The sequence below is a fragment of the Hymenobacter sp. BT559 genome (assembly GCF_016427535.1).
Taxonomy (GTDB): Bacteria; Bacteroidota; Bacteroidia; order Cytophagales; family Hymenobacteraceae; genus Hymenobacter.
Genome location: NZ_JAELXV010000001.1, coordinates 556,603 through 581,908 on the forward strand (window position 1 = coordinate 556,603; position 25,306 = coordinate 581,908).

The 25,306-nt window shown below is 60.6% G+C and carries 16 protein-coding genes; 12 read left to right on the forward strand and 4 right to left on the reverse strand.

All coding sequences use genetic code 11. From position 1 onward, the window contains the following. The first annotated feature begins 43 nt into the window (after positions 1-43). The 10 genes from JAO77_RS02415 (at position 44) to JAO77_RS02460 (ending at position 16,718) form a co-directional block, all read left to right on the forward strand. Entirely contained in the window at positions 44-772 is a 729-nt protein-coding gene (locus JAO77_RS02415) for an esterase family protein (protein ID WP_198988674.1), read from the forward strand. A 343-nt stretch (positions 773-1,115) separates the two neighbouring features. Continuing rightward, entirely contained in the window at positions 1,116-3,893 is a 2,778-nt protein-coding gene (locus JAO77_RS02420; RefSeq protein WP_198988675.1) for a TonB-dependent receptor, read from the forward strand. A gap of 172 nt (positions 3,894-4,065) precedes the next feature. Next, the gene (locus JAO77_RS02425) at positions 4,066-5,460 is read left to right on the forward strand and encodes a hypothetical protein (RefSeq protein WP_198988676.1); all 1,395 of its coding nucleotides are present in this window, start codon (positions 4,066-4,068) and stop codon (positions 5,458-5,460) included. 141 nt (positions 5,461-5,601) lie between these two features. Further along, a complete protein-coding gene (locus tag JAO77_RS02430) occupies positions 5,602-6,732 on the forward strand; it encodes a phytase (RefSeq protein ID WP_198988677.1) in 1,131 nt (376 codons plus the stop codon). A 248-nt stretch (positions 6,733-6,980) separates the two neighbouring features. After that, the gene (locus JAO77_RS02435; protein WP_198988678.1) at positions 6,981-8,333 is read left to right on the forward strand and encodes an MFS transporter; all 1,353 of its coding nucleotides are present in this window, start codon (positions 6,981-6,983) and stop codon (positions 8,331-8,333) included. A gap of 272 nt (positions 8,334-8,605) precedes the next feature. Next, on the forward strand, positions 8,606-9,187 hold the full coding sequence (locus JAO77_RS02440) for an HD domain-containing protein (RefSeq protein ID WP_198988679.1): 582 nt from the start codon (positions 8,606-8,608) through the stop codon (positions 9,185-9,187). Between the two features lie 53 nt (positions 9,188-9,240). Then, entirely contained in the window at positions 9,241-12,525 is a 3,285-nt protein-coding gene (locus tag JAO77_RS02445; protein WP_198988680.1) for a SusC/RagA family TonB-linked outer membrane protein, read from the forward strand. A 19-nt stretch (positions 12,526-12,544) separates the two neighbouring features. Further along, complete coding sequence (locus JAO77_RS02450; RefSeq protein WP_198988681.1) at positions 12,545-14,125, forward strand: SusD/RagB family nutrient-binding outer membrane lipoprotein; 1,581 nt, start codon at positions 12,545-12,547, stop codon at positions 14,123-14,125. 83 nt (positions 14,126-14,208) lie between these two features. Then, the gene (locus tag JAO77_RS02455; protein WP_198988682.1) at positions 14,209-15,312 is read left to right on the forward strand and encodes a sulfatase-like hydrolase/transferase; all 1,104 of its coding nucleotides are present in this window, start codon (positions 14,209-14,211) and stop codon (positions 15,310-15,312) included. Positions 15,313-15,452: 140 nt separating this feature from the next. Then, on the forward strand, positions 15,453-16,718 hold the full coding sequence (locus JAO77_RS02460; RefSeq protein WP_198988683.1) for an alkaline phosphatase family protein: 1,266 nt from the start codon (positions 15,453-15,455) through the stop codon (positions 16,716-16,718). A gap of 144 nt (positions 16,719-16,862) precedes the next feature. On the opposite strand, the gene JAO77_RS02465 is transcribed toward JAO77_RS02460, so the two are convergent. Beyond that, on the reverse strand, positions 16,863-17,600 hold the full coding sequence (locus JAO77_RS02465) for an HAD family hydrolase (protein ID WP_198988684.1): 738 nt from the start codon (positions 17,598-17,600) through the stop codon (positions 16,863-16,865). Positions 17,601-17,711: 111 nt separating this feature from the next. Here JAO77_RS02465 and JAO77_RS02470 point away from each other — a divergent pair, with 111 nt between their 5' ends. Then, positions 17,712-18,287, forward strand: coding sequence for a helix-turn-helix domain-containing protein (locus JAO77_RS02470; protein WP_198988685.1), 576 nt, complete (start codon positions 17,712-17,714; stop codon positions 18,285-18,287). 122 nt (positions 18,288-18,409) lie between these two features. Continuing rightward, entirely contained in the window at positions 18,410-19,567 is a 1,158-nt protein-coding gene (locus JAO77_RS02475) for a TIGR03364 family FAD-dependent oxidoreductase (protein WP_198988686.1), read from the forward strand. Between the two features lie 100 nt (positions 19,568-19,667). On the opposite strand, the gene JAO77_RS02480 is transcribed toward JAO77_RS02475, so the two are convergent. The 3 genes from JAO77_RS02480 to JAO77_RS02490 all read right to left on the reverse strand — a co-directional run bounded on the left by JAO77_RS02480 (position 19,668) and on the right by JAO77_RS02490 (position 25,248). After that, positions 19,668-20,726, reverse strand: a complete 1,059-nt coding sequence (locus JAO77_RS02480; RefSeq protein ID WP_198988687.1) for a type IV toxin-antitoxin system AbiEi family antitoxin — start codon at positions 20,724-20,726, stop codon at positions 19,668-19,670. A 91-nt stretch (positions 20,727-20,817) separates the two neighbouring features. Further along, positions 20,818-22,329, reverse strand: coding sequence for a beta-helix domain-containing protein (locus tag JAO77_RS02485; RefSeq protein ID WP_198988688.1), 1,512 nt, complete (start codon positions 22,327-22,329; stop codon positions 20,818-20,820). 90 nt (positions 22,330-22,419) lie between these two features. Continuing rightward, positions 22,420-25,248, reverse strand: a complete 2,829-nt coding sequence (locus JAO77_RS02490) for a TonB-dependent receptor (protein ID WP_198988689.1) — start codon at positions 25,246-25,248, stop codon at positions 22,420-22,422. Positions 25,249-25,306: the final 58 nt, after the last annotated feature.

The window sequence follows — 25,306 nt, forward strand, 5'->3', positions numbered from 1 at the left end:
CAATGGTTTTGCTTTCGCAGGTATCTTATTAATCATAAGCTGTATGCGCCGCGAGTATCAACAATGGTGGAGCCCGGCCCTAGGTCGGTCCATGGAGCTGCTTGTGTTTGGGCACGCAGGGGCGCGGGTACTCTTCTTTCCGACCCGCAAGGCGCGCTTCTTCGACTACGAAAACTGGGGCGTGGTCGAGGCCCTGCGTCCCCGGCTGGAGCGCGGCGAGCTGCAGCTCTACTGCCTCGATAGCGTCGATGCCGAAAGCCTGTATTGCCCGGCCAAGCACCCGGCCGAGCGCATCAGGCGGCATTTGCAGTACGAGCAGTACCTACTCGAAGAAGTGCTGCCCCTGACGTACCATTGTAACCCTAATCCCTGCCTGATGGCGGCCGGGTGCAGCATGGGCGCTTTCCATGCGGTCAACTTCGCGTTTCGCTACCCGCAGCTGTTTGCCAAAGTGGTGGGCTTGAGCGGGCGCTACGACCTGACGCAGGCTATGGGTTGCTTCCGCGACTTGTTTCAGGGCTACGTCGACCACGAAGTTTACCTGAACACCCCCAACCGCTTCTTGCCCAACCTCCGCGACGATTTCTACCTAGGGCACCTGCGGCGGCTCGATATCAAGCTGGCGATAGGGGAGGAGGATGCGTTTCTGGCCGATAACTGCTTTCTGGACCAGCAGCTGTGGGTCAAGGGCATTGCGCACCAGCTACATATTTGGGAGGGTGAGGCGCACACGCCGCCCGCGTGGCAGCAGATGGTGCAGTTGTACCTCTAATGCGGCTTGCTATTAAGCTAGATGGGGGCTGGCACGCCAAGTAGCCGCCACGGCCACCTAAGGAGCTGCTTGGTAGCAAGAACGCTACCTAGAGCCGTGAATGGATTGCTACCATAATGTTATGCGCTAGTAGGGTGGGCGTAATGAAATGATAAATAACTTAGATTAGTGCAACCGATTGTGCGCTTAGCTAAGGTGTAGATGTTGTGAATCTTGGTTAAAACTGATTTGATTCTGTCGAATCAGGCGATGGGCATAGTTTGATAACATAGCCTGCTTGGTGGCCGGAAAGGGGGTAGCGGAATTTTGCACCAGCAAAGTTGCTAGCCTTAACCTGCCCTTAATGAATCGTTTTTACGCACCTTTCTTTGGTCTGCTCTGCTTGCCGCTCACGATGTGGGCGGGTACCATCCGGGGGCGCGTGACGGATGCCCGCACCGGCGAGCCGCTGGTGGGGGCGGTGGTGTACCTGCAAGGCACCAGCTACAACGGCCAGGTGCAGCTCGATGGCACCTTTAGCCTGCGCAATGTGCCTGCCGGCGAGTACGAATTGGTAGGTCAGTTTGTGAGTTACCAGACGCTGAACCAACACGTGTCGCTGACGGAAGCCCAGCCCGACCAAACGCTGAGCCTGCGCCTGCACGACAAAAACAACGCCCTAGAAGAAGTAGTAGTGCAGGGCCGCCGCGACCCCGAGGGCGAAAACGCCGCCCGGCGCGTCGAGCAAGTGGCCCCAAGCATCGTGAACGTGGTGTCGGCCCAGGCCATTCAGGTATCGCCCGATATTCAGGTAGCCAACGTGCTGCAACGCGTATCGGGCGTGACACTAGAGCGCAGCACCAACGGCGACGGGCGCTATGCCATCGTGCGGGGCATGGACAAGCGCTACAACTACACGCTCGTCAACGGCATCAAGATTCCGAGCCCTGACCCCTACAACCGCTACGTGCCGCTCGACATCTTCCCGGCCGACCTGCTGCAGCGCTTGGAGGTTACCAAAGCGCTCACGCCTAGCATGGAAGGCGATGCCACCGGCGGCGTGGTGAACATGGTAATGAAGGACGCGCCCGCCGAGCGCACCCTCACGGGGCAGCTGGGCACCGGCTACGGGCAGCTGTTTTTCGACCGCTCGCTGCTGAGCTTCGACCGGGGCGCCATCAACCAGAAGTCGCCGGCCGACCGCAACGGGGCCGACTACCAAGCCAAAACCAGCGACTTTCCGTGGGCCACCTTCAGCCAGAAAACGGCCCGGCCCAACCTGCTCGGCAACCTGACGTTTGGCAGCCGCTACGGCAAAGACCAGCGCCTAGGCGTGCTGCTGGCCGGCTCATACCAGGGCCAGACCCGCGGCTCGGATGGCTACTTTTACGAAACGGGTATTACCCAAGACAACTACCCTGTGCTGCGCACGCTGCACGTGCAGCAATACTCGACTCGCCAGGAGCGCCTAGGGCTGAATGCCAAGCTCGACTACCGCCTCGATAGCCGCAATACGCTGCGCTTCTACGGCGTGTACTTGCAGCTCGATGAGGCACAGGCGCGCTTCGAAACCGATACTACTTATAAAGGCAACGCCCGCCCCGACGTGGACCGCCGCCTGCGCTCGCGCCTCCAGCGCCAGGGCCTCGCCAACGGTACGCTGCAAGGCGAGCACCAGCTCACGGAAAAGCTGTCGGCGAGCTGGTCGCTGGTGTACTCGCGGGCTACCAATAACGTGCCCGACGTAACCGAGCAAGACCTCAAGCTGACTTCGGCCGGCAACCGCTACCAGGACGTAAGCCGCATCTGGCTCGACAACCACGACCAGGACAAAGCCGCGTACCTGAACCTGAAATACACTCTGGCCGAAGGCCTGGAGCTGGGCCTAGGTGGCCTCTACCGCGATAAAGACCGCACCAACCGCTACCTGAGCTACCAGTTGCGCGCCTCGGGTCAAACGGCGGTGAATGAGCAGGATATCAATTCGGAAACCTACACGGTATTTAACCCACAGGGCATTTATGTGGGCAACAACAACTACTCGGCCACCGAGCGGATAGCTGCTGGCTATGGCCAAGTGCGCTTGGTGCGCGGGGCCTGGGAAGTCCTAGGTGGCGTGCGGGCCGAGCGCACCAACCAGCAGTACCTCACAACCTTGCCCGTGACAGAAGCGGCCTACAAGGGCCGCCAGCTTTACACCGACTTTCTGCCCAGCCTGCACCTGCGCTATGCGCTGAGTGCGCGCCAAAACCTGCGAGCGTCGTATTTCTCGTCCATTAGCCGACCCAGCTTTTTTGAGCTGACGCCCCACAACAACGCGGGCAGCGTGAGCGAAAGCAACGTGTATCCCGAGGCGGGCAACCCTTACCTGCGCCGCACCCAAGCGCAGAACCTCGATTTGCGCTACGAATTCTTCGGGGCTGGCAACGACCAGGTGATGGTGGGCGCGTTTTACAAACGCCTACAGAATCCGATTGAATACGCCCTGACCAACCCCCTGCAGTACGACCCGACTACCGGCCAGGTAAGGCCCGCTGCTAATACCACCGCCGTGGTGTACCAGCCCATCAATGCGGGCACGGCCACCAACTATGGCTTCGAGTGGGTGGGCGTCAAGTTCTTTGGCCCGATTGGGCTATCGACCAACTACACCTTCACAGTATCGGAAATCACGACCAGTAAGTCGCGCAACGCCACGGCCGGCGACGCCAGCCTGAACGTGATGCAGAAGCGCTCGCTGCAAGGCCAGTCGAAGCATGTGGGCAACGCCTCGCTGCTTTACAAAAGCCCGCGCCTAGGTCTCGATGTGCAGCTCGCCTACGTGTACACGGGGGCGCGCATTGTGCAAGTGGGCCAGTTTCTGGGCCTCGACTACTGGCAGCGGGCACAGTCGCAGCTCGACTTTTCGGCCGAGAAGCGCCTCACCCCAGCCGATAAGCGCTTTGGGCTGACGGCCTACGTGAAGGTGCAAAACCTGCTGAACACGCCTTACCAGGTTGACATTCTGGCCCCCGGCGCCCCGGCCGCGGCGGGCAGCCCCGCCACGGTCACCTATCCCTTCCAGGGCAATGCCGACCGGGTATCGGTGGTAAACCAGACTTATAAAGCTTACTACCTGGCGGGGCTGCGCTTTCGCTTCTAACGCAGAGACCCCACCCCCAGCCCCTCCCCTCCGGGAGAGGGGAGCCTGACGCTTAGTTACGTCCGCTAACGTCAGTTTACGGTCGGCACCCCTCTCCCGGAGGGGAGGGGCCGGGGGTGGGGTCTCACGGCCAGCGAGTTTCTAGCTTATTAACTGCTACCTAAATAAAATTATGCGCCTCACGCTACTATCCACGGCCGCCACGCTCTTGCTGGGCAGCGCGCTGCTTTCATCCTGCGAAGAGCTTATTGACATTGCCGCGCCCGTGCAAACGGTAGGGCAAGCCTTCAGTGGCGACACGCTGCGCAGCCCCCTCAAGGGCACTATTGCGGGGCGCACGGCCCCGTACTACATGGTTTCCGACGTTACGATTAACGACGGCGACACGCTGCTGCTACAGCCAGGGGTGAAGATTATGGTGATTGGCAAGTCTAAGTCGGCCAGCACGTTTGGGCAGGCCAGCAACAACCCCGGCTTTATCGTGAACGGCTCGCTGCTGAGCCTCGGCACCAAGACCCAGCCGGTGGTTATGACCATTGCCGACGACCTAAAGGGCGACCCAACGCAGGTGCAAAGCGCGGCCACCGACCCGGCCTTTAAGGGCTACTGGGGCGGCATCAACGCCGATGGGGCATCGCTGCTGGTGCTGCGACACACCGACCTAGGGTACGTGGGTGGCCCCTACGGCGCCAATGCGCCCACCGGCTACGCGGCCGGTGACCCCAAAATTGGGGTGTCGATGCTGGCCAAGAAAAGCAACGCTATCTGCGTGCTAGAAGACAGTTACTTCCACGGCAGCGTCGATGATTTTGTGCGGCTGCAAAGCTGCAAGTTTAGCATCATGCGCAACCGCTTCGAGAAAGCTGGCAAGACTGGCGGCGAGGCCGTTAATCTCAAGGCCGGCTGTGTGGGCGATGTGGCCTATAACACCTTCGTGGGTGCGGCTACCAATGGCACCAAAGTGGCTTCGGTAGCGGCCGCGGCCGTGCAAACCAACGTGGCTACTTACAACAACACGTACCTCAACTGCGGCTACCGCCAAACCAAGTCGGGCCGCGGTGGCTCCATCAACTACGAGGTGCAAGCGGCCGGCAAGGTATATAACAATCTGATTGTGAACTGCCGTTTTGGCCTGCGCCTGCGCTCCGACTCGCCGCCGGATGTAGCCAACCTACAATACGACCACCAGTACTACTACGGCAGCACCAGCTACCACGTAGCCGAGTTCAACGCCGCCACCGCCGGCTCGACCACCGCCAACCAGCCCAACGACACTCGCGGTGCGGCTGGGGCCAATGACCCCAAGTTCGTGATTGCCGACCTAGGGACCGCCGCGGGCACCACCGCCGCCCCGACTACTGCCATGCAGTGGGCCAACTTTCTGAATCCGACCACCAACCTGCGTCTGCAAGGCAGCTCGCCAGCCATCGGCAAGGGCACCGTCGCCTTCACGCCGCTCAATGCTGTGGGCAACTTCAGCGTACGTGGCCTGTTTACGCCTACCAGCACCGCGCCGGGCGCCGATGTGGGGGCGTATCAGTCGGGCAACGTGGGCAATCAACAGTAACGTAACAAATGCTAGCTGTCATGCAGAGCGCAGCAAAGCCTCTCGCGTGGCGCGGTAACTTCTTACCTAGGTAGACGCCAACGCGCGAGAGGCTTTGCTATGCGCTGCCTGACCGATATTAATGCTATTTCTTTGCTAAGAATGCCCCTTTCTACTCTGCGTACCCCGGCCGCAACACTGCTCCTGAGTGTGGCTGCGCTGCTACCCACCGGCTGCCAACACGTCGTCCAGGCTACTAGCAGCACCCCGACCGTCGGCCTCGCTGATGATGGCACTAATACCGGCCCCGGCGTGGTGCGCCCCGTGGTGGTGACCCAGCCCGTGCGCTACGACACCGACGACCCCGCCATTTGGGTGAATGTTCAGGACCCCGCTAAGAGTCTGATAATTGGAACCGATAAGGACTCGGATGGTGGGCTATATGTCTTTGATTTGCAAGGCAAGGAAGTGCCCGGCAAGTCGGTGCACGGCCTCAAGCGCCCCAACAACGTGGACTTGGCCTACGGCCTAAAGCTCGGTGGCCAGCCCACCGACTTTGCCCTCGTGACGGAGCGCGAAACCGGCAAGCTGCGCGCCTTCCGCCTGCCCGACATGCAGCCCCTCGACTACGGCAACCTCGACGTATTTGTGGGGGCGCCGGATGAGCAGCGGATGCCGATGGGCGTGGCCATCTACACCCGGCCCACCGATGGCGCCATGTTCGCGGTAGTAGGCCGCAAAACCGGACCTAGCAAAGGCTACTTGGCCCAGTACCGCCTGGCCGACGATGGCCAGGGCCAACTTACCATGACGCAGGTGCGCACCTTTGGCACCTGGAGCGGCAAGAAGGAAATTGAGTCCATCGCTGTCGATAACGAGTTAGGCTTCATCTACTACTCCGATGAAGGGGTAGGGGTGCGCAAGTACTACGCCGACCCCGCCAAAGGCGACGCCGAGCTGGCGCTGTTTGCCAAAATTGGCTTCACCGAAGACCACGAAGGCATTTCCATCTACAAAACTGGCCCTAAGACCGGCTATATTCTGGTGTCGGACCAGGGCGCCAGTCAGTTCCGCTTCTTTCCGCGCCAGGGCACCGCTGCTGACCCCAACGCGCATCCCGAACTACGCGCCGTGAAAGTAGCCGCCCACTTTAGCGACGGCTCCGACGTGACCAACGTGCCGCTAAACGCTCAGTTTCCGCACGGCTTGTTCGTGGCCATGTCCGACAACAAAACCTTCCACTACTACCGCTGGGAAGACATTTTGGGTAAGGACGTAAAAGCAGTGGAGTAACCTTTAAGCCTGTCATGCTGAGCCCTGCGAAGCATCTCATACCGCTAAGCAAAGTGGTAGAGATGCTTCACAGGGCTCAGCATGACAGGCTTAAATGACAAAGTCAGCCTTTGTCTTACTAGTTGTGAGCCGTTGAGGACAATCGCAATAGTCAGAATAACCGTTTACTTATTTTCAACAGTCATCCACAATTTGTTAACGCATACACAACCTAGCCGAAACTAGTTGCGCTGAGCTAAAGCCCAATTTTGCCTGCCGAAAGTACCAACCCGGTAGCCATGTTTAAGCTCTTGCCTTCTACGCCCTTGCATCGCTGGCAGCTCCGCACGGGCGTGAGCTTATTCGTAGGGTACAGCGCGTACTACCTGTGCCGGTCCAACCTAGCAGTGGCTGCGCCGCTGCTCATCCGCGAGTTTGGCAGCCGGGGGCTTAATAAGGAAGTGCTGGGGCAAATTGCCTCGCTAGGTGTGCTGTGCTACGCCGCAGGCAAAGTGGTGAATGGCGTGCTAGGCGACTTGCTGGGCGGTAAGCGTATTTTTTTGCTCGGCATGGTAGGCGCGGTGGTGGCCACGGTAGCATTTGGGCTAGGGCAGGGCGTGACGGTGTTTTTTGGGGCGTGGGCGCTGAACCGCCTCATACAGGCGATGGGTTGGGCCGGGCTGGTTAACATCACGGCCAACTGGTTTTCGTACCGCTCCTACGGCAAGATAATGGGAGTGCTCAGCCTCAGTTACCTAGTGGGGGACATTGCCGCCAAGCTCATCCTAGGGCAGCTGCTGACGCTGGGGGTGGGCTGGCGCGGGCTGTTTGGAGCCGCGGCGGCCATCTTGGCGCTGGTGGCGCTGGCCAACTGGTGGGCACTAGCCCCCACACCCGCCAGTGTGGGGCTGCCCGCCCCGCCCACCAACCCCGATAGCCTGTTTGACACCGACGCAACCGCCGGGCAGCCCGCCTCACTGGGCGCCTTGCTGCGGCCGTATTTCAATAGCCCAGCGTTTTTGCTGATGCTCATGCTATCCTTTGGCCTCACGGCGTTGCGCGAGGCATTTAGCTTTTGGGTGCCGACGTATCTGGTCGAGGCCGCGCACCTTTCCGAAAGCGCCGCCTCGCAGTACAGCGCGCTGTACTCGGCTTTTGGCATGCTTTCTATCCTGGGCGCAGGCTATGTTTCCGATACCTGGCTGCGGGGACAGCGCGGGCCGCTGCTGCTTGGGGCCTGCCTAGGGCTGGTGCCCGTGCTGGTACTGATGGCCCAGCCGGCCAGCAGCCGCGTGCTGCCGCTGGTGCTCACTTCGCTCGTGGGGCTGTTGCTCCTAGGTCCCTACTCCTTCTTGGCTGGCGCCATGGCCCTCGATGCCGGTGGGCGGCGGGGAGCAGCCACGGCGGCGGGCCTCATCGATGCGGTGGGCTACGTGGGCAGCACCGGTGCCCTATGGCTAACCGGCCGGATGGCCGAGCGCCAAGGCTGGGGCGTGGCCTTTCTGGCGCTAGCCGTGCTGGCTGCTAGCACGGCGCTGGCGGCCTGGGTTTTTTATCGCACCCAAGAGCAGCGGCCTAGTCAAGCAGCGCCAATAAGGGCAACCCCAGTCGTTGACCTATAGGAAAAATTACACCATAATTAGGTAACGTTTTCGTGACAATAGGCTAAGGCCAGCGCCTGAACTTTGCTAATAAATAATAGCACCTGGCCATTTGCTAAATCAGTCATTGGGCTGAACACTAGTAGACTATGCTAGAAGTTGACGCAGGTTAGCTAGTACTCTATAGGTATCACGACATTCTTCTGCCTAGCTGCTAAGGCATGCTTTGGTGGCTCGATTAGCGCCGCCCTGCTTGGGCACGCGGCTAGGATTCTTTCTCTCATTTTGCGGTAATGGCTGACCAAGTGGAAGTAACTCCTCAGCAGGCAGTAAACCAGGTATTTGGCTTGTATGAAACCCGGGGCGGCGACGATTACATCGGCGAGCCGGTGTCGCAGCTCGAGCACATGTGGCAGGCCGCCGCGCTGGCCGAGGCCGCTGGGGCCGACGACGAGGTGGTACTCGCCGCCTTCTTCCACGACCTAGGGCACCTGTGCGCTCCCGACCTAGCGGCCGATTCGATGGCTGGCTTTGGGGCCGTGAACCACGAGCGCTTGGGAGCTGACTACCTGCGGGCGCGAGGCTTTTCGGAGCGTGTAGCGCGGCTGGTCGAGAGCCACGTGCTGGCCAAGCGCTACCTCACCTACAAGTACCCCAGCTACCTGCGTCAGCTATCAGAGGCCAGCCTAGCCACGCTGGCCTTTCAGGGCGGGGTGATGAGCGCCGCCGAGGCCACCGCCTTCGAGCAAGACCCCGATGCCGACCTCATTCTGCAATTGCGGCGCTGGGACGAGCAAGCCAAAGAAACCGACCAGCCCGTGGGCCGGCTCGACCATCTGAAAGCCCTGGCCCTACGCCACTTGCAGCGCGCTTAGCTGAGCGCCGGCTAGGCCCTAATAATACATATTCTCTCCTCTTTTCTCCTTCTATGCGCAATCGTTACAAGAAATTCTCGGCAGTGGGGCTGGGGCTAGTAATGGGCCTGGCACCCCACCTAGGGTTTGCCCAAGCCCCCATTGGCGGCACTATCACCGACGACCACAAGCAGCCCCTGCCCGGCGTGAGCGTCGTCATCAAGGGTACCAATAAGGGCACGACTACTGACTCGGACGGGCGCTTTGTGCTCGCCACCAACCCTGGTGATGTACTCGTTATCAGCTCACTGGGAGCCGTGTCGCAGGAAGTGACGGTGGGCAGCCAAACCACGCTAAGCCTGACCCTGGCCACCGACAACAAGCAGCTCGACGAGGTGGTGGTGACCGCCCTAGGCGTGAAAAAAGAGACCCGCAAAATCGGCTACGCGGTGCAGGAAGTAAACGGCGAGGACCTGCTGCGCGCCCGCGACCCTAACCCCATCACCGGCCTTACGGGCAAGGTGGCGGGCCTGAGTGTCGGCCCGTCGGCCGAGCTGCTGCGCGCGCCCAACGTGCTGCTGCGCGGCAATGCCGTGGGCCTGTATGTGGTCGATGGCTTCCCCATCGACACCGATACCTGGAACATCAGCCCCGATGACATCGAAACCTACACCGTGCTGAAGGGGCCGGCTGCGGCGGCGCTCTACGGCAACCGGGCGCAGTTCGGGGCTATCCTGATTACCACCAAAAAGGGCAACCGCAACAAGAAGGTCTTTACCGTGGAGCTAAATAGCAGCAACGTGCTGCAATCGGGCTTTCTGGCGTTTCCGCGCTTGCAAAACTCCTACGGGCCGGGCGAAAACACGCAGTACCAGTTCGTAAACGGCAAGGGCGGCGCGCCGGGCGGCGTAGATGGCGACTACGACGTGTGGGGGCCCTACTTTGCGGGGCAGCTCATTCCGCAGTACGACTCGCCCATCGTGAACGGCGTGCGCCAGGGCACGCCCTGGGTGGCGCGGGGCGCCAACAACCTGCGCAATTTCTTGCGCACCGGCTTCCAGACCAATAATAATATCTCGCTGAGCGCCAACGGTGATACCTATACCACGCGCTTTTCGGTGTCGCAGCAGAAGCAGAACAGCTACATCCCTAACAACGGGCTCAACATCATCAACTTCAACCTCTACGGCTCCTTCAACCCGAGCCCGCGCTTTAAGGTAGAGGCCAACGTGAACTTCAACCGGCAGTTCACCGACAACTTTCCCGACGTAGATTACGGCCCCAATAGCTTGATTTATAGCTCGGTGGTGTGGACCGGTGCCGACTGGGACGTGAACGCGCCCGACATCCGGGGCATTTGGCAGCCGGGGCAGGTGGGCACGCAGTCGGTATTTGCCGAGTACCAGCGCTACCACAACCCCTGGCTGATGGTGGAAAAGTGGCTGCGCGGCCACTACAAAAACGACACCTACGCCTACCTCACCGGCAACTATAAGATTGACGACCACCTGAGCGCCACCCTGCGCACCCAAATCAGCACCTATGGCCTGCTGCGCACCGAGAAAGTGCCCTTCTCGGCCCACCCCTACGGCCGCGAGGGCAACCTAGGCGACTACCGCGAAGACCGCCGCAACCTGTTCGACAACAACGCCGAGGGCTTTTTGAGCTACAACTACGACCTAGGCGCCAGCAAGTTCTTTAACCTGAGCGGTCTGGTAGGCGGCAACGTCCGCAACTTCACCTACAACTCGAACTGGACCTCGACCGACTACCTCACCGTGCCCGAGGTATACGCGTTCAGCAACTCGCTGAACCCGGTGCAGAGCACCAGCTTTAGCTCGCAGATGCGGGTGCTGAGCGCCTACTACTCGCTCGACCTGAGCCTAGGGCGCTACGCCACCCTGTCTACCACGGGCCGCATCGACCGCACCTCGGCCCTGCAAAAGCCCGTCAGCTTTTTCTACCCCAGCGTGTCGCTAGCCACGGCCGTGTCCGACTACGTGACGCTGCCCACGGCCATTTCCTTCCTGAAGGTGCGGGCGTCCTACGCCAACATTCGGGGTGGGGGCACGGCCAATACCATTGGGCCGGCGCCCTTCAACTCCATCACTGTGTTTGGAGGCAGCACCGGCAACTCGCTATATACCAACCCGCTGGGCTACGGCAACGCCTACGAGTCGCCCTACAACGGCCCCGACTACTCGCTGCAGTCGTTCTACACCACCAGCAAGCCCTACAACAACCAGACGGCCGGCTACGGCACCAACAACCTCTTCACGCCCGGCTTGCAGCCGTTTACCCGCGTGAACTACGAGCAGGGCTTGGACATCAAGTTCCTGCAAAACCGCCTGGGTTTGAGCGCCACCGCCTTCCAGTACATCGACGGGCCGACCATCTTGGCCAACCCCATTTCGACCGCTACAGGCTACAATACGCAGTACATCAACGCGCTTAAAACCAAGAACGTGGGTTATGAGCTGAGTTTGACCGGCACGCCCGTGCAAAACGCCAACGGCTTTGGCTGGGACGTGCTGGTGAACTACTCGACCTTCAAGCGCACCTACGCCGAGCTGCCTCCTGGCCAGGAGCTGTACCAGACATTCTTCCGGCAGGGCGACCGCACCGATAAGTTTTACGGCACAGCCTTCGTGCGCACCCCCGATGGCCAGATAGTGAACGACGCGGGCGGCAAGCCCCTCGCCAACCCCGTGGCGCAGTACCTAGGCGACCTGAACAACAAGTTCAATTGGAGCATCTACAACAAGTTCCACTACAAGTCGCTGGGCTTGGCCTTCCAGTTTGACGGCGCCGTGGGCGGCGTGACCACCGACTACATGTTCCGCCAAACCATGCGCGGCGGCCGCAATGCCCTCACCGCCGAAGGCGCCCTCGGCGACGCTCGCTACCAAGATTGGCAGCAATACGGCAAGGCCGGCTACACTGGCACCTATGTGGGCGAAGGCGTGCAGGTGGCCAACGGCGCCAGCATCAACTACGACTCGCAAACCGGCCGCATCCTGAATACCGAGGCACTGCAGTTTGCGCCCAATACTACCAAGGCCTTCGTGCAGGACTACGTGAGCCGCTACTACGGCGTGGCCGAGGCCAGCCTGATGAGCAAAACTTTCGGCAAGCTGCGCGAAGTCACCATCAGCTACGACCTGCCGCGCACGCTGCTCGCGGGCAGCTTCATCCAGAAGGTATCGGTGTCACTTATCGGCCGCAACCTGCTGTATTTCTACGGCGACAAGCGCTTCAAAGACGTGGACCTCGACCAGTACAACGGCGCCATCTCCCAGACGGGCCTGCAGTCGCCCACCGTGCGCAGCTACGGCCTGAATTTGAACGCTACTTTCTAATCGCTCCAGCCTCGCTACGATGAAAAATATATTTAAAACTACGGCGCTGCTGGGGCTGCTAGCCCTAGGTGCCACCAGCTGCAATAAAACGCTCGACGAGCTGACCGTCAACGAAAACAAGCCTAACTCGGTGCCGGCCTCGCTGCTGCTCACGGGCGTGCTCAACGATGCCTACGAAGCCCCCAACGGCAGCTACGAAACCTGGAACCAGTACTACCTCAACAACTACGACTACTACGGCAACAACCGCTACGACTTTGGCAGCGGCACGGGCTACTACACCACCCTCAAAAACGTGGGCCTGATGGAGCAGCAGGCCCTGACTGCCGGCTCGCCGGCCACTAACCCCTACGCTGCGCTGGGCAACTTCTTTCGGGCCTACCTCTACACCCGCATGAGCCTGCAAATGGGCGACGTCTCCCAGAGCCAGGCCCTGCTAGGCCTCGAAAACCTGACGCCCGCCTACGACTCCCAGAAAGCGGTGTTCGTACAGGCCTTCAAGTGGTTGGAGAGCGCTAACACCGACCTAGGGGCGCTCATTGCGGGCGGCACGACTACGGTGGCGGGCGACATCTACTTTGGCGGCGACCTGAAGCAATGGCAGAAAGTAGTGAATACGCTACGCCTGCGCCTGCTGTTGAACCTGAGCAAAAAAAACGCCGACGCCGACCTCAACATCGCCGGGCAGTTTGCCAGCATAGTGGGCAACCCCACCAAGTACCCGCTCATGACAAGCAATGCCGACAACATGCAGTATGTCTACGTGGCGGCCACTAATAACTTCTACCCCAACAACAACCGCAACTTCGGCCAGGACGGCTCGCGCAAGAATATGTCGGCTACCTACGTGGGTTTGCTCACGCAGCTGCAAGACCCACGCGTGTACGCCACCTGCGAGCCGGCCCGCTACTACGTCGATAACCTCAAGCAGAGCCCGACCGATTTTGCGTCTTTCGTGGGCGCCGATGCTGGCCTCGACCTAGGGGTGATGTATAACAATGCCGGCCAGCAGCGCTACTCGTTTTTGAGCCGCTACCGCTATTTCCGCACCCTAGTGGGCGAGCCCACCATCCAGATTGGCTACCCCGAGCTGTGCTTCAACATCGCCGAGGGCATCAACCGGGGCTGGGCCACCGGCAACGCGGAAACGTGGTACACGGCAGGTATTCAGGCGTCGATGGCGTCGTATGGCTTGCCCGCCAGCGGCACCTACACCGCCTATTTCTACCGCCCCGGCTCGACCGATGTGACGTCTACCGCGAACTACGACACCTACAACATACCCGTCAGCTTCGCCACCTATTACGCCCAGCCCAGCGTGAAATACGCCACTGGCAGCACCGGCCTGACGCAGATAGTGCAGCAGAAGTACCTGGCCCTGTTTCGCCACTCGGGCCTGGAGGCGTACTACAACTACCGCCGCACCGGCGTGCCCACCTTCACCACCGGCCCTGGCACCGGCAATGGTGGCCGTATCGCGCAGCGCTTTCAATACCCGACCTCAGAGCGCACGGCCAATACTACTAATTACCAAGCCGCGCTGCAAAGCCAATACAGCGGCAACGACGATATTAACGGCGTGATGTACGTGCTGAAGTAACGCATAGCAACAACCTAGGTACGGCTAGCTCCTGCCTCCTCTGCGCGAGTGGGGCAGGAGCTAAGTATAGTAATATCTTAGAAATGAAGCGACTTCCTAGTTTGCTAACGGCCGGCCTCGCTGTGTTAGCGCTGACCGCCCCGGCCCAAACGCCCAAGCTGCGCACCGAAAACGTGGTGCTCATTACCCTCGATGGCATGCGCTGGCAGGAGGTGTTTGGCGGGGCCGATACGACGCTATTTCGCCAGAGCAAGCACTATTTCACCGACCGCAAGGCGCTGCACAAAGACTTCGGCCAGGCCTCGCCCGAGCAGCGCCGCCAGGTGCTCATGCCCTTCCTCTGGGGCACCGTGGCCAAGCAAGGCCAGCTCTACGGCAACCGCCCCGCCGGCAGCTCGGTGAACGTGACCAACACCATGCGCTTCTCGTACCCCGGCTACAACGAAATCTTGACCGGGGCCGCCGACGATGCCCGCATCCACAGCAACGACCCGCTCGACAACCCTAACCGGTCGGTGCTTGAAGTGCTAAACCAGCAGCCCGCTTACAAGGGCAAGGTCGCCGTTTTTGGTTCGTGGGAGGCCTTCCCCTATATCCTCAACGAAAAGCGTAGCGGCCTGCCCGTCAATGCTGGCCAGCGCCAGGCCACAGGCGCTAGCCTCACGCCCGGTGAGCAGCTGCTCAACCAGTTGGAGGTATCTTCGCCCAGTCCGTTTGGTGAGGAGCGGCTCGATGCGTTTACCTACGGCTATGCCTTTGAGTACCTCAAAAAGAAGAAGCCTAGGGTGCTTTACATCGGCTTTGGCGATACCGACGACTGGGCCCACGGCGGCGAATACGGCGCCTACCTGCACGCCGCGCAGTACACCGACGGCTTTATCCGCCAGCTTTGGGAATACCTGCAAAGCGACCCCCAGTATCGCGGCAAAACCACGCTGCTTATCACCACCGACCACGGCCGCGGCCAGGCCGGCACCCAGTGGGAAACCCACGGCAAAGAAGTAGCCGGCGCCGACCAAATCTGGTTCGCCGCCCTAGGTCCCGACACGCCCGCCCTAGGCATGGCCACCACCGGACAACTCTATCAAAACCAAGTGGCCGCCACCCTGGCCGCCCTTCTGGGCCAAGCCTACGCGCCCACGCCCGCCACCGGCAAGCCCGTAGGGGCGGTGCTGGGTAAGAAATAAGATTGGTGAATAGTAATAGATAGCGCACCAATTTTAATGCCTGTCATTGCGAGCGTAGCGAAGCAATCACATCATGACGAGCCGTTTAGGTGCGATTGCGTCGCTGCGCTCGCAATGACAGGTGTATTATCAAAAGTTTTATGAAAAGTCCTTTTCTACTTATACTAGCCAGCCTGCTGAGCCTCAGCGCGGCCCACGCCCAGCCACGCGCCCGCAAGGTGGTATTCATTATCGCCGACGGCATTCCGGCCGATGTGCTGGAAAAGGCGCCCGCGCCGAACATTAAGAAAATTATTGCGGCCGGCACCTACCTGCCGGCCCACGTCGGCGGCAACCTAGACACCTATACCCAGACGCCCACCATCTCAGCGCCTGGCTACATGGACCTCATCACGGGTACCTGGGGCTACAAGCACAATGTGTGGGATAACGCCGTGAAGGCGCCCAACTACCAGTACAAGAATATCTTTCGCCTGTTGAAAGAAGCCCGCCCAGCCGCCAAAATAGGCATCTTCTCGACCTGGCTCGACAACCGCACCAAGCTGGTAGGTGAGGGCCTGCCCACGGCCGGCAACCTGAAGTTTGACTACCACGCCGATGGCTACGAGCTCGACACCGTGGCTTTTCCGCACGATAAGGGCAGCCTCTATACCCATAACATCGACGAGAAAGTGGTGGCCGAAGCCGCCCAGTGCCTGCGCCAAAACGCCCCTGACCTCTCGTGGGTGTACCTCGAATATACCGACGACATGGGCCACCGCTACGGCGATAGCGAGCAGCAGCGCCGCGCCGTGGGCTACGTCGATGAGCAGGTGGGCAAGCTGTGGGCGGCCATTCAGGAGCGAACCCAGCACCATGCCGAAGACTGGCTACTCGTCCTCACCACCGACCACGGCCGCGATGCCGCAACTGGCCGCGGCCACGGCGGCCAGTCGGCGCGCGAGCGCGCTACCTGGCTAGTGCTGAGCGATAAGAAAACGAACGCCCACGCGCAGCGCCCGCCCGTCAGTATCACCGATGTGCTGCCCACCATCGCCAACTTTATGCAGTTGCCCCTGCCACAGGCCACTCAGCGCGAGCTCGATGGCGTGCCACTCCTAGGCCCGGTATCGCTGGCCGCGCCGCAGCTAGCGGCCGCTTCTGACAGCCTGCGGCTGCGTTGGATAGCCCTAGGCGGCAAAAAGGAGAAGGTTAAAATCTGGGCCACGCCCACCAATAAGTTTAAGACCGGAGGCGTGGATGCGTACGTGCTCCTCGGCACCGTGCCACTAGGTCGGCAGCGGGCATCTTTCAGCCGGGCCGCCTACCCGGCTGAGTTCTATAAAATTGTGCTCGAAGGCGAGCGTAATACAGTTAACACGTGGCTAATGCCTGCTGGCCCACCTAGGGCCAGCGGCGCCGAATAGCAGTTGCGCGAACGTTTCAATTCCCACCACTCTCTCGTCTGTCGTTGCGAGCGTAGCGAAGCAATCACACCTGTTAAGCGCCGCCCGGATGCGATTGCTTCGCTATGCTCGCAATGACAATCACTCTTGCATTAAGTTCTGTCCCTAGGTCGTCACCAGTCCCTTTTGCAGCACCTTCTGTAACTCGGCCAGCGAGGCCAGCAGCCCATCGTTAGGGTAGGGGGCCAACTGCTCGCGGGTGTGGGTGCCATTGACCAGGCCCAGGCTGCGGGCGCAGCCCGCCCGCCGGCCCGATTCCAGGTCCGAGGGTGTGTCGCCCACATTCCAAACCTGGCGCGTGTTGGTGATGCCAAACACCTGCATGGCCTTCTGAATCATGAGGGGCGCGGGGCGGCCTTCGGTCACCTCATCGCTGCTGATAGACAAATCGATAACAGCATGTCGGTTGCCGCGGCGCTGGGCATCGAGGTTCACGTCCCAACCTAGGCGGTGCAGAATGATGTCCGTCACCTCGCGGTAGAAGCCAGTGGTAAGCGCAATGCGGATGCCTTGGCTTTTGAGATAAGCAAACAGCTCTAGGCAGCCTTCGGTGGGGAGCACCGGCTGGGTGCGGTAGTGCGCCTCCAGCACCTTTCGAAACACCTGGTACGAGTAGTCGACATGGCTCGTAAGCTCGGCCGAGGCCACCGCTGTACCTAGCTGCTCGCGCCAAAGCTGCTCAAACACAGCTCGCTTGGCTTGCCCCTGCACGGCCAGAATGCGGGCAGCCGAGGCCCGCAGGCCCGTAGCGGCGGCGGCCTGGGCAAAGCAGGCTTCTACTTCGTGGGCATCTCGCACGGTGGTGCCGGCCATGTCAAAAACTAAGAGTTGCAAAGCGTCCATCTATCTCAAATTGATGTTTACTAATATGCAACAAATGTATGTAGTACTCCCACCTGCCTTTATTGCCGATGGCTCACCTTTAGGTTACGTTTTTGTGCCGAACTTGCCCGCATGAAGCACGACAAGCTGAGTTTAATCGGCCTCCGTATCCTAGAGCTGCGCAAGGCCAAAAAGATGAGCTTGCGCGAGCTAGCCAAGCGCAGTGGTCTATCGGCGGGGCTACTCTCTAAAATCGAGAACTTCCGCACCGTGCCCTCACTGGGCGTGCTGGTCGAAATTGCCAACTCGCTGGATGTCGATGTGGCGGTGTTGGTCAAGAATATCAACGGTGACCCAGCCGCACCTTACTTGCTCGTGCGCGCCGGCGAAGGGCGGTCTGAACAGCGCGAAGACTCTAAGGGTTTGCTCTATAGTTACTTGCTTTCGCAGGATGTTGCCGGTTATACATTGCGCGTCAACGAAGTGCTCATCAGTCCGCAAACCTACCGCAAGCCGCTTTCAACCAATGCGCTCGAACTCATCCATGTGCTGGAAGGCACGGTGCAGTACGGCTTCAAAGACGGGGAAGTGACCCTAGGGCCGGGCGATACGCTGTACTTCGATGGCCTAGCGGCTCACTCGGTGCGCAATGATACTGAGCAGCCCGCCCGCCTATTTAAAGTGTACTTGCTGCGGCCTACCGAGTAAGGCAGCGCTTAAAAGCCAACCTAGGGCTCGGCAGAAATAACGCAGGCATAACGCTTGCTTGTGTTTCATGGAAGGCAACGAGTAGTAGGTTTGTACTGCGGCACCTTACCAGCCGAACTACCATGCACAACTCGTATGATGTACTAGTAGTGGGCGCGGGCGCCCTAGGTGCCTTCCACGCCTACTTTGCCTTGCAGCGCGGCCTAAAGGTGCTGCTGCTCGAAAAAGACGCCCGCCCAATGGAGGCCACCGTGCGCAACTTCGGGCAGATTATCACTTCGGGGATGGCCGAGGGCGAGTGGTTTGACTACGCCCGCGTGAGCCTCGACACCTACCAAAAAATTCAGGCCGAATACGATATTTCCATTCGCCAGAACGGCTCGCTCTACCTGGCCTCAACGCCGCTCGAAATGCAGGTGCTAGAGGAAAAACACGCTCGCTATCAGGACCTAGGGTATCCCTCGCGGGTGCTTACAGCAGTGCAGTGCCGCGAGCGGCTGCCCGCCGTGCAAGCGAGCTACTGCGTGGGCGGCCTGCTGTTTGAGCAGGAGGTGACTGCCGAGCCCGACCAAATGATTCACCGCCTGTTGGCCTACCTGGTGGCGCACTACGGGCTCGACTACCGCCCCGCTACGCCGGTGCGCGAGGTCACGGCCGGCGACGCGAGCGCGACTGTCATTGACGTACGCGGCCAGCGCTACACTGCGGCCCAGGTGCTGGTGTGCAACGGCCGCGACTGCAAGGCACTATTCCCCGATGTCTTTGCTCAGAGCGACTTACAGCTGGTGAAGCTCCAGATGCTGGCCACCTATCCATTGCCGCAGGTAATGCTGCCGGGCTCGGTGCTCACGGGGCTCAGTTTGAGGCGCTATGCGGCGTTTAAGGCGTGCCCGTCGTTTGGGCAGCTGCTGGCCGAGGATATGAACGCCGACCTGCGCACTTGGGGCATTCACATCCTGTTTAAGCAGGCGGTGGATGGCTCTATTATCATCGGTGACACCCACGAGTACGCCGACCTGGCGCAGGCCGACGACCTGGATTTTAACAACGCCGACTACCTCAACCAGCTCATGCTCACCGAGGCCCGCCGCATTGTGCACCTGCCCGACTGGCGCATGCAGCGCGCCTGGAACGGCTACTACACCCAAAGCAAGTCGGCCGAGGTATTTCAACACTCGCCTGACCCGCGCATTCACATCGTCACGGGCATCGGCGGCAAGGGCATGACGAGCGCCTGCGGCTTTGCCCAGCACAGCGTGGCTCAGCTAGGGTTAGGGTAGGTACTACTCAAGCCGCTGCCTTCTCAATGATGGCTTATCCATAAACCAGAAAGCGGCCTTGCTTACTCAAGCAAGGCCGCTTTCTGGTTTACGGTGTATTTCAAGCCAGCAGCTCACCTAGGTAGCGGGCGTGCAACTCAAGCGCAAGCGCCTCGGTGGCCGGGGTTGGACTAGCCAATAAATCGGCGTACACGAGCAGCGGCGGTACGCAGCGTGGGTCGGTGGGCGCAAAGCAGGTAGCTGGCGCAAAGGCATTAAGGAGTTCGATAGAGCCCTTGGGGCTGGGCACCAGGTCCAGCTGCCGCACTAGCTGCGGGCGGGGCAGCTGGCTGTGAAGTGTAAGGCTAGTGGGCGGCGTGGGGCTGCCGAGCAGCAGATGCGCCGCGGCCTCGCCGCTCCAGAGGCATTCGGCCGGCAGGGTCCGCTGCGTCCAGTCGGCCAGCAGGATAGGGCAGCGCGGGCGGTAGCGCTGCGCATTGAGGCGGCGGCGCAGGGTGCCAGCGTAGTGCGTGAGCCAGTACCGGGCCGGTGCCGGCAGCAGCAGCGGGCTCGCGCCCAGGGGCGCCTCATCGTGCCAAAAGCCCTGCGCGGCCAGGCTGCGCAGTACCTGCCGCACCACCTCTACCGGCAGCTGGGTGTGCGCCGCCAGCCGCGGCACCGAGTAGGCCGCTAGGTCGGGCGCAAGCACCAGCTGAAATAGCAGCCGCAGCAGCTGCACGTGCCACGCCGGGCTCGACACCACCAGCTCGGCGGGTGCCGGGGGCGTGCGGCTGTGCGTGCGGGCCAGCAGCTCGGGGTGCTGAAACCAAGCATTGCCCGCCGCGTCGGCGTAGCGGGTACCTTGCGCCCGCAGCTGGGCACCTAGGGCGCGCGGCACGTGGTCGTACACCAGCAGCGGGGGGTAGTCGGTGGCCGCCGCTTGGGGTGGGGGCGCCCCCGCCACCGAGGGCGTGGCCAGCAGGCGTACCACTGAGCCTATCTGCCACACCTGGGCCTCGGGCTGGCTGGCGGCCCACGCCCGCACGGGCAGCGCCAAGCGGCGTTGCAAGCACTGGCGCACGCGTTCCAGCAAGCCGCTGGGAGAGGAAAAAGCTAACGTAGCCACCTGAATAATAGAGGCAGTGCCCGCGCCCGGAGCCGGAGCTGGCGAGGTTGCCAAATTCTCTTTAGAAACAGAAAGCCAGGGCCGCACGGCAGCCCTGGCTTTGGTACAGCGTGGTGCTAAGCAGCACCTTGGCGAAAGAAAGAAGCTAGTACTCGGTGTTCTGCGGGTCGAAGTTGGTCCAGCCAGCCAGCCAGTTGCTGCTGGTGGTAGCGCTGGGGTCGAAGGCCCCGATGTAGGTCACAGGCGTGAAGAAGCTATCGGTGAGCTTGCTGTCAGTGAAGCTGGCAGGCACCGTGCTCACGATGGGCGAGGCCGTGCGAGGCACGAAGCTCGGCGAGGTGAGGTTGAAGGGGTTTAGCAACTGTACGTTGTCGGCAGTAGCGTAACGGCGGTTGGCATTGGCGGTGGCCTTGAACCAGGTGAGCGGTCCCACGGCGCTGCTCCAAGCAGCTGTGTCGCTGCTCATAGTATTATTAGGAGTCAGGTTGCTATTACCTAGGGTAGGCCCGACATACAGAATGTTACGCTGCCCGGCCGTCGAGTTGGAGTTGCTCAGGGCACCAGCCACGATGTTGTTCTTAAAGCGAGCGTCGCCGTTGGCAATGGTAGCTGCTGTTACACCGCCGTCGATGAGGACGTTAGTGGGATAGCCGATGATGACTGAGTTCATCAGGCTCTGGGCCGAGTTGGCACGCAGGTGCACGCCAGCCGTGTACTGCGGGCTATAGACTGCTGCACCGGGATTCAGGATAGGACCAATGGCCGTAACGTTAGAAAACACGGCTGAGGTCCGGGGAGAGTTGGTCGAGCCGCCGCTGTCATTGTTCGACTCAAAGGCCTTAGAGCCTGACTGGTCGGCCTGCAGGGGGTCGCGCAGCGACACCGCAAACTGTACCTTGCCCGAGAACCCTAGGTCGGTATCGAAGTCGTCGTCGAAAGTGCGGTGAGTTACTAAGTACTTGGCGTTCACGGTACCGCCAAACCACTCAATAGCATCATCGCCCGAGTACGATACTTGCACGTGGTCAATGGTAGTGCCGCTGCCCACGCCGCCCAGCGTTAGGCCATTTACTTCATTATTAGGCGTGAATGCCACACCAGCAAACTCGATGCGCACGTATTGAAATACGCCCGAGTTGTCGGCAGCGTCGATGCCGCCGTAGGTAGTCCGAACGCCGCCTTCCGCCAACTGCTTGCCAGTAGTCGTATTAACCGGGGCATTGCCGGTGATGATTACGCCACCCCAGTCGCCGTAGTTGCGCGAGCCCTTGGGCTGGTTGGAGGTGAAAATAATGGGCTTAGCCGCCGTGCCCATGGCCATAATCTTGGCGCCGGGCTCTATAATGAGCGCACCTTTGGTATCCTTATCACCCACGATAACAGTGCCGGGCTCAATAGTAAGCGTGGCACCGGAGCCCACATAGACAAAGCCTTTGAGTAGATACTTATTATTAGCCGTCCAAGTCGTGTTGGTCGTGATACCCGCAGACCCCGTTTCTACCGTCACGGTCGGCTTGGTGGTGGTAGTGGGGTTGGTAGGATTCGTGCTAGTGCCGTTGCCCTGGAGGTTGGGTGCTGGCGTGATGTCCTTCGTTTCGCAAGCGGCCAAGCCGAGCAGCGTGGCGAGCAGGGCAACGGAAAGGGTGTTCTTTTTCATGAGAAAAAGCTGAAATGAATTTGAGTTTTAACGGCTAGACTAATAGGGCAGAAGGCGGAGTGCGAGGCGGCTCATCTCCGGCAGAGGCACCTAAGGCACTGGCGTGGCTGGGCGCGGCTGCAGGCTAAAGCGCAGACCTAGGGTGTAATAAGTGCCGCGTCGGTAGCTCGCCAGCGAGGGGTCGGCGGCGGTGTACTTGCCATCGCGGGCGTAATCCTGTACCAGATTCACGCGCTGGTTCAGCAGGTCTTGCACGCCGGCATTGAAGGAGAGGCTCGGCGTAATGGTCTTGGTTAGCGACAGGTCGATGGTGTGGCGCGGCAGCTCCACCACATCGGGGTACTGGTCGGAGCCCGCAAACAGGATGCGCGGCCCAAACACGTTGTAGAGCGCCGTTACCTGCCACGAGTTGTCGGGGGTGTTGAAGTACAGGCCACCGTTGTACACGTAGGGCGACTGGCCTTGCAGGGCGCGCTTGTTGTTCCAGGACACAAAGCCATCGCCTAGGGTCACCTGGCTCTTGATGAGCGAGACGTTGCCCACTACCGAGAGGTTTTTAAGCCGTTCATCTACAAAGGCTAGGTTCTTTTTCACGTCCAGCTCCACGCCGTAGGCGTAGGCGCTCGGCGCATTGGCGAAGGTGTAGGCCAGGTTCGTGGTTAGCACTACCACGTTCTCGATGGGGTTCGAGAAGTTCTTGTAAAACGCCCCGATGTGTACCAGCTCGCCGGGAGTGGGGTACCACTCGTAGCGCAGGTCGAAGTTGTCGATGCTGGCCACCTTAAGCGGGGTGGTGGGGTTGAGGTACAACGAGCCGTAGTTCAGCACGTTGAAGTCAAAGTCGTAGTAAAAGAACGGCGCCGCTTCGCGGAACTCGGGCCGGTTGAGGCTGCGGCCGTAGGAGGCGCGCACTAGGTTGGTGGCGTTGAGGTTATAGCTCAGGTTGGCCGAGGGCAGCACGAAGTTGGTGGGCGTGCGCTGGGTCACCGGCTGGCCGTTGAGGCCGGTTTCGATAAACTGCACGTTGCGCTCGTAGCGGGCGCCGGTCACCAGCTTCAGCTTGTCGGTAAACGGAATGTTGAGCGACAAGTAGAACGCTTCCAGCTCGTTGTGCGCCCCGTAGCGGTAGGTCGAGTTCAGGTCCTCATCGACCCGGAAGCCATCGGAACCGATGTTTTGAGGCGAGAAGATGTTGCCCACGTTCTCGTTTTTCAGCCCTTGCATACCGCCCGAGTTGAGCGAGTAGCCAAAGGCCCGGGCCCGGAAGGCGCGGCGGCGGTACTCTAGGTAGGTGCCGGCCCCGATTTCCACCTTGCGGTCGGCCACGTCCACGGTGCGTTTCAGGTTGGCGTTCAGCGTGAAGGTGTGCTCGCTCAGCTTCTGGTACAGGCGGCCGGCGTTGTTGACATCGACCTGGCCAGCGGCGGGCGTCAGCGCGGTTTGGATTTCGGGCGAGCTATCGGTGCCGGGCGTAATCTGGTACGACAGGCGGCGCAAGTCGGGCTCGTTACGCGCCGAGTAGCCGTAGCCGCCCACCCAATCGAAGCTGGTTTTCTCGTCGGCTGCCTTGTGGGTACCAGCCACCTGGCTGGTGTAGGTGGTGCGGCCCTGGTAGCCTTGCAGGTAGCTGCGGCGGTTGAGGACGTTGTTATCGTCGGCGCCGTCGCGGGTTACCTGCTGGTTGCGCGCTTGCTGGCTATACAAGTTGCGCCACTCGAGGCGGCCCCCATGAGGCAGCACCAGGCTGAAGTTCTGAATGGCACCTAGGCGAATGTTCTGCGTCGATTGGTCGTCGCGGAACTGGTCGGTGCGCTGGCCCGACGCGTCAGCCTGGTTGCGGTTGATGTTGAAGCGCGTGTAGGAATTGGTGTAGTTCACCGACGACACGCTGCCGATTTCGAGCTCACCTAGCTTTATCTGCGTTAGATACGCCGCGTTGAAGCGCATATCTGGCATGGCCTTGGTCTTGAAAATGCCGAAGTTGTTGTCGAGCTGCTTGGCGTAGAAGTCGCGCTCGTACTGCTGGTAGGCGGTGCTCAGGGGCGGCATGCCGTTGGGCAGGTCGCGTTTGGTGGCGCCAAAGCCGAGGGCGTCGCCCGTCTGGGGCCGGTCGGTAAAGAAGTCGCGGCCAGTAGTACCCTGGCGGTAGCCCGACGAGTAGTTGACCGTGAACTGCTTTTCGTTGAAAATCGGCTTGCGCAGGTATACTTTCACCAAGCCACCGGCAAAGTCGCCGGGCAGCTCGGGCGAAGGGTCTTTAAACACCAGCACCCGGTCGATGAGCGAGCTGGGCACGATGTCGAACGAGAACGACTTGCGGTCAGTTTCCGAGCTGGGCGCCGTCACATCGTTGAGCCACACCGTGTTGTAGCGGTCGCTCAGGCCCCGCACCTGGATAAAGCGGTTGTCAACCACCGTCACGCCCGGAATGCGGCGCACCACCTCAGCCGCGTCGCGGTCCTGGGTTTTCACAATCTGCTCCGACGAAATGCCGCTGACTACCACGTTGGCCTGCCGGATTTCGTTGATTACCGACACCTCCGTATTGGTGCGGCGCACGCCGCTCACGCTTACTTCGCCGAGCTGGGTGTTGTCGGGGTCGAGTTTGCCGTCGAGCACCGTCGTTTTGCCAGCAGTCACCACTACTTTCGGCACGGTCAGCGGCTTATAGGACACCGACGAGATGATGACCGTGTAGGTACCAGCCGGCACGTTGGTCAGCAGGTAGTGGCCTTTTTCGTCGGTGGGTGCCGCCAGCGTGGTGTTTTCCAGTCGCACCGTGCCGCCGATGATGCCTTCCTGGTTTTTGGCATCTTTGTAGGTGCCTTCGATGCGGCCCGTGCTCTGCGCCAGCACAATGCTAGCGGGAGTCACGCAAAGGAGCAGCACGTAAAATGCTTTTGTAGCAGTGTTTTGCATAACGGCTACAAAATTCCCGGGCCTCTATTACCCTAATGTGACGGCTACATTACAAAAT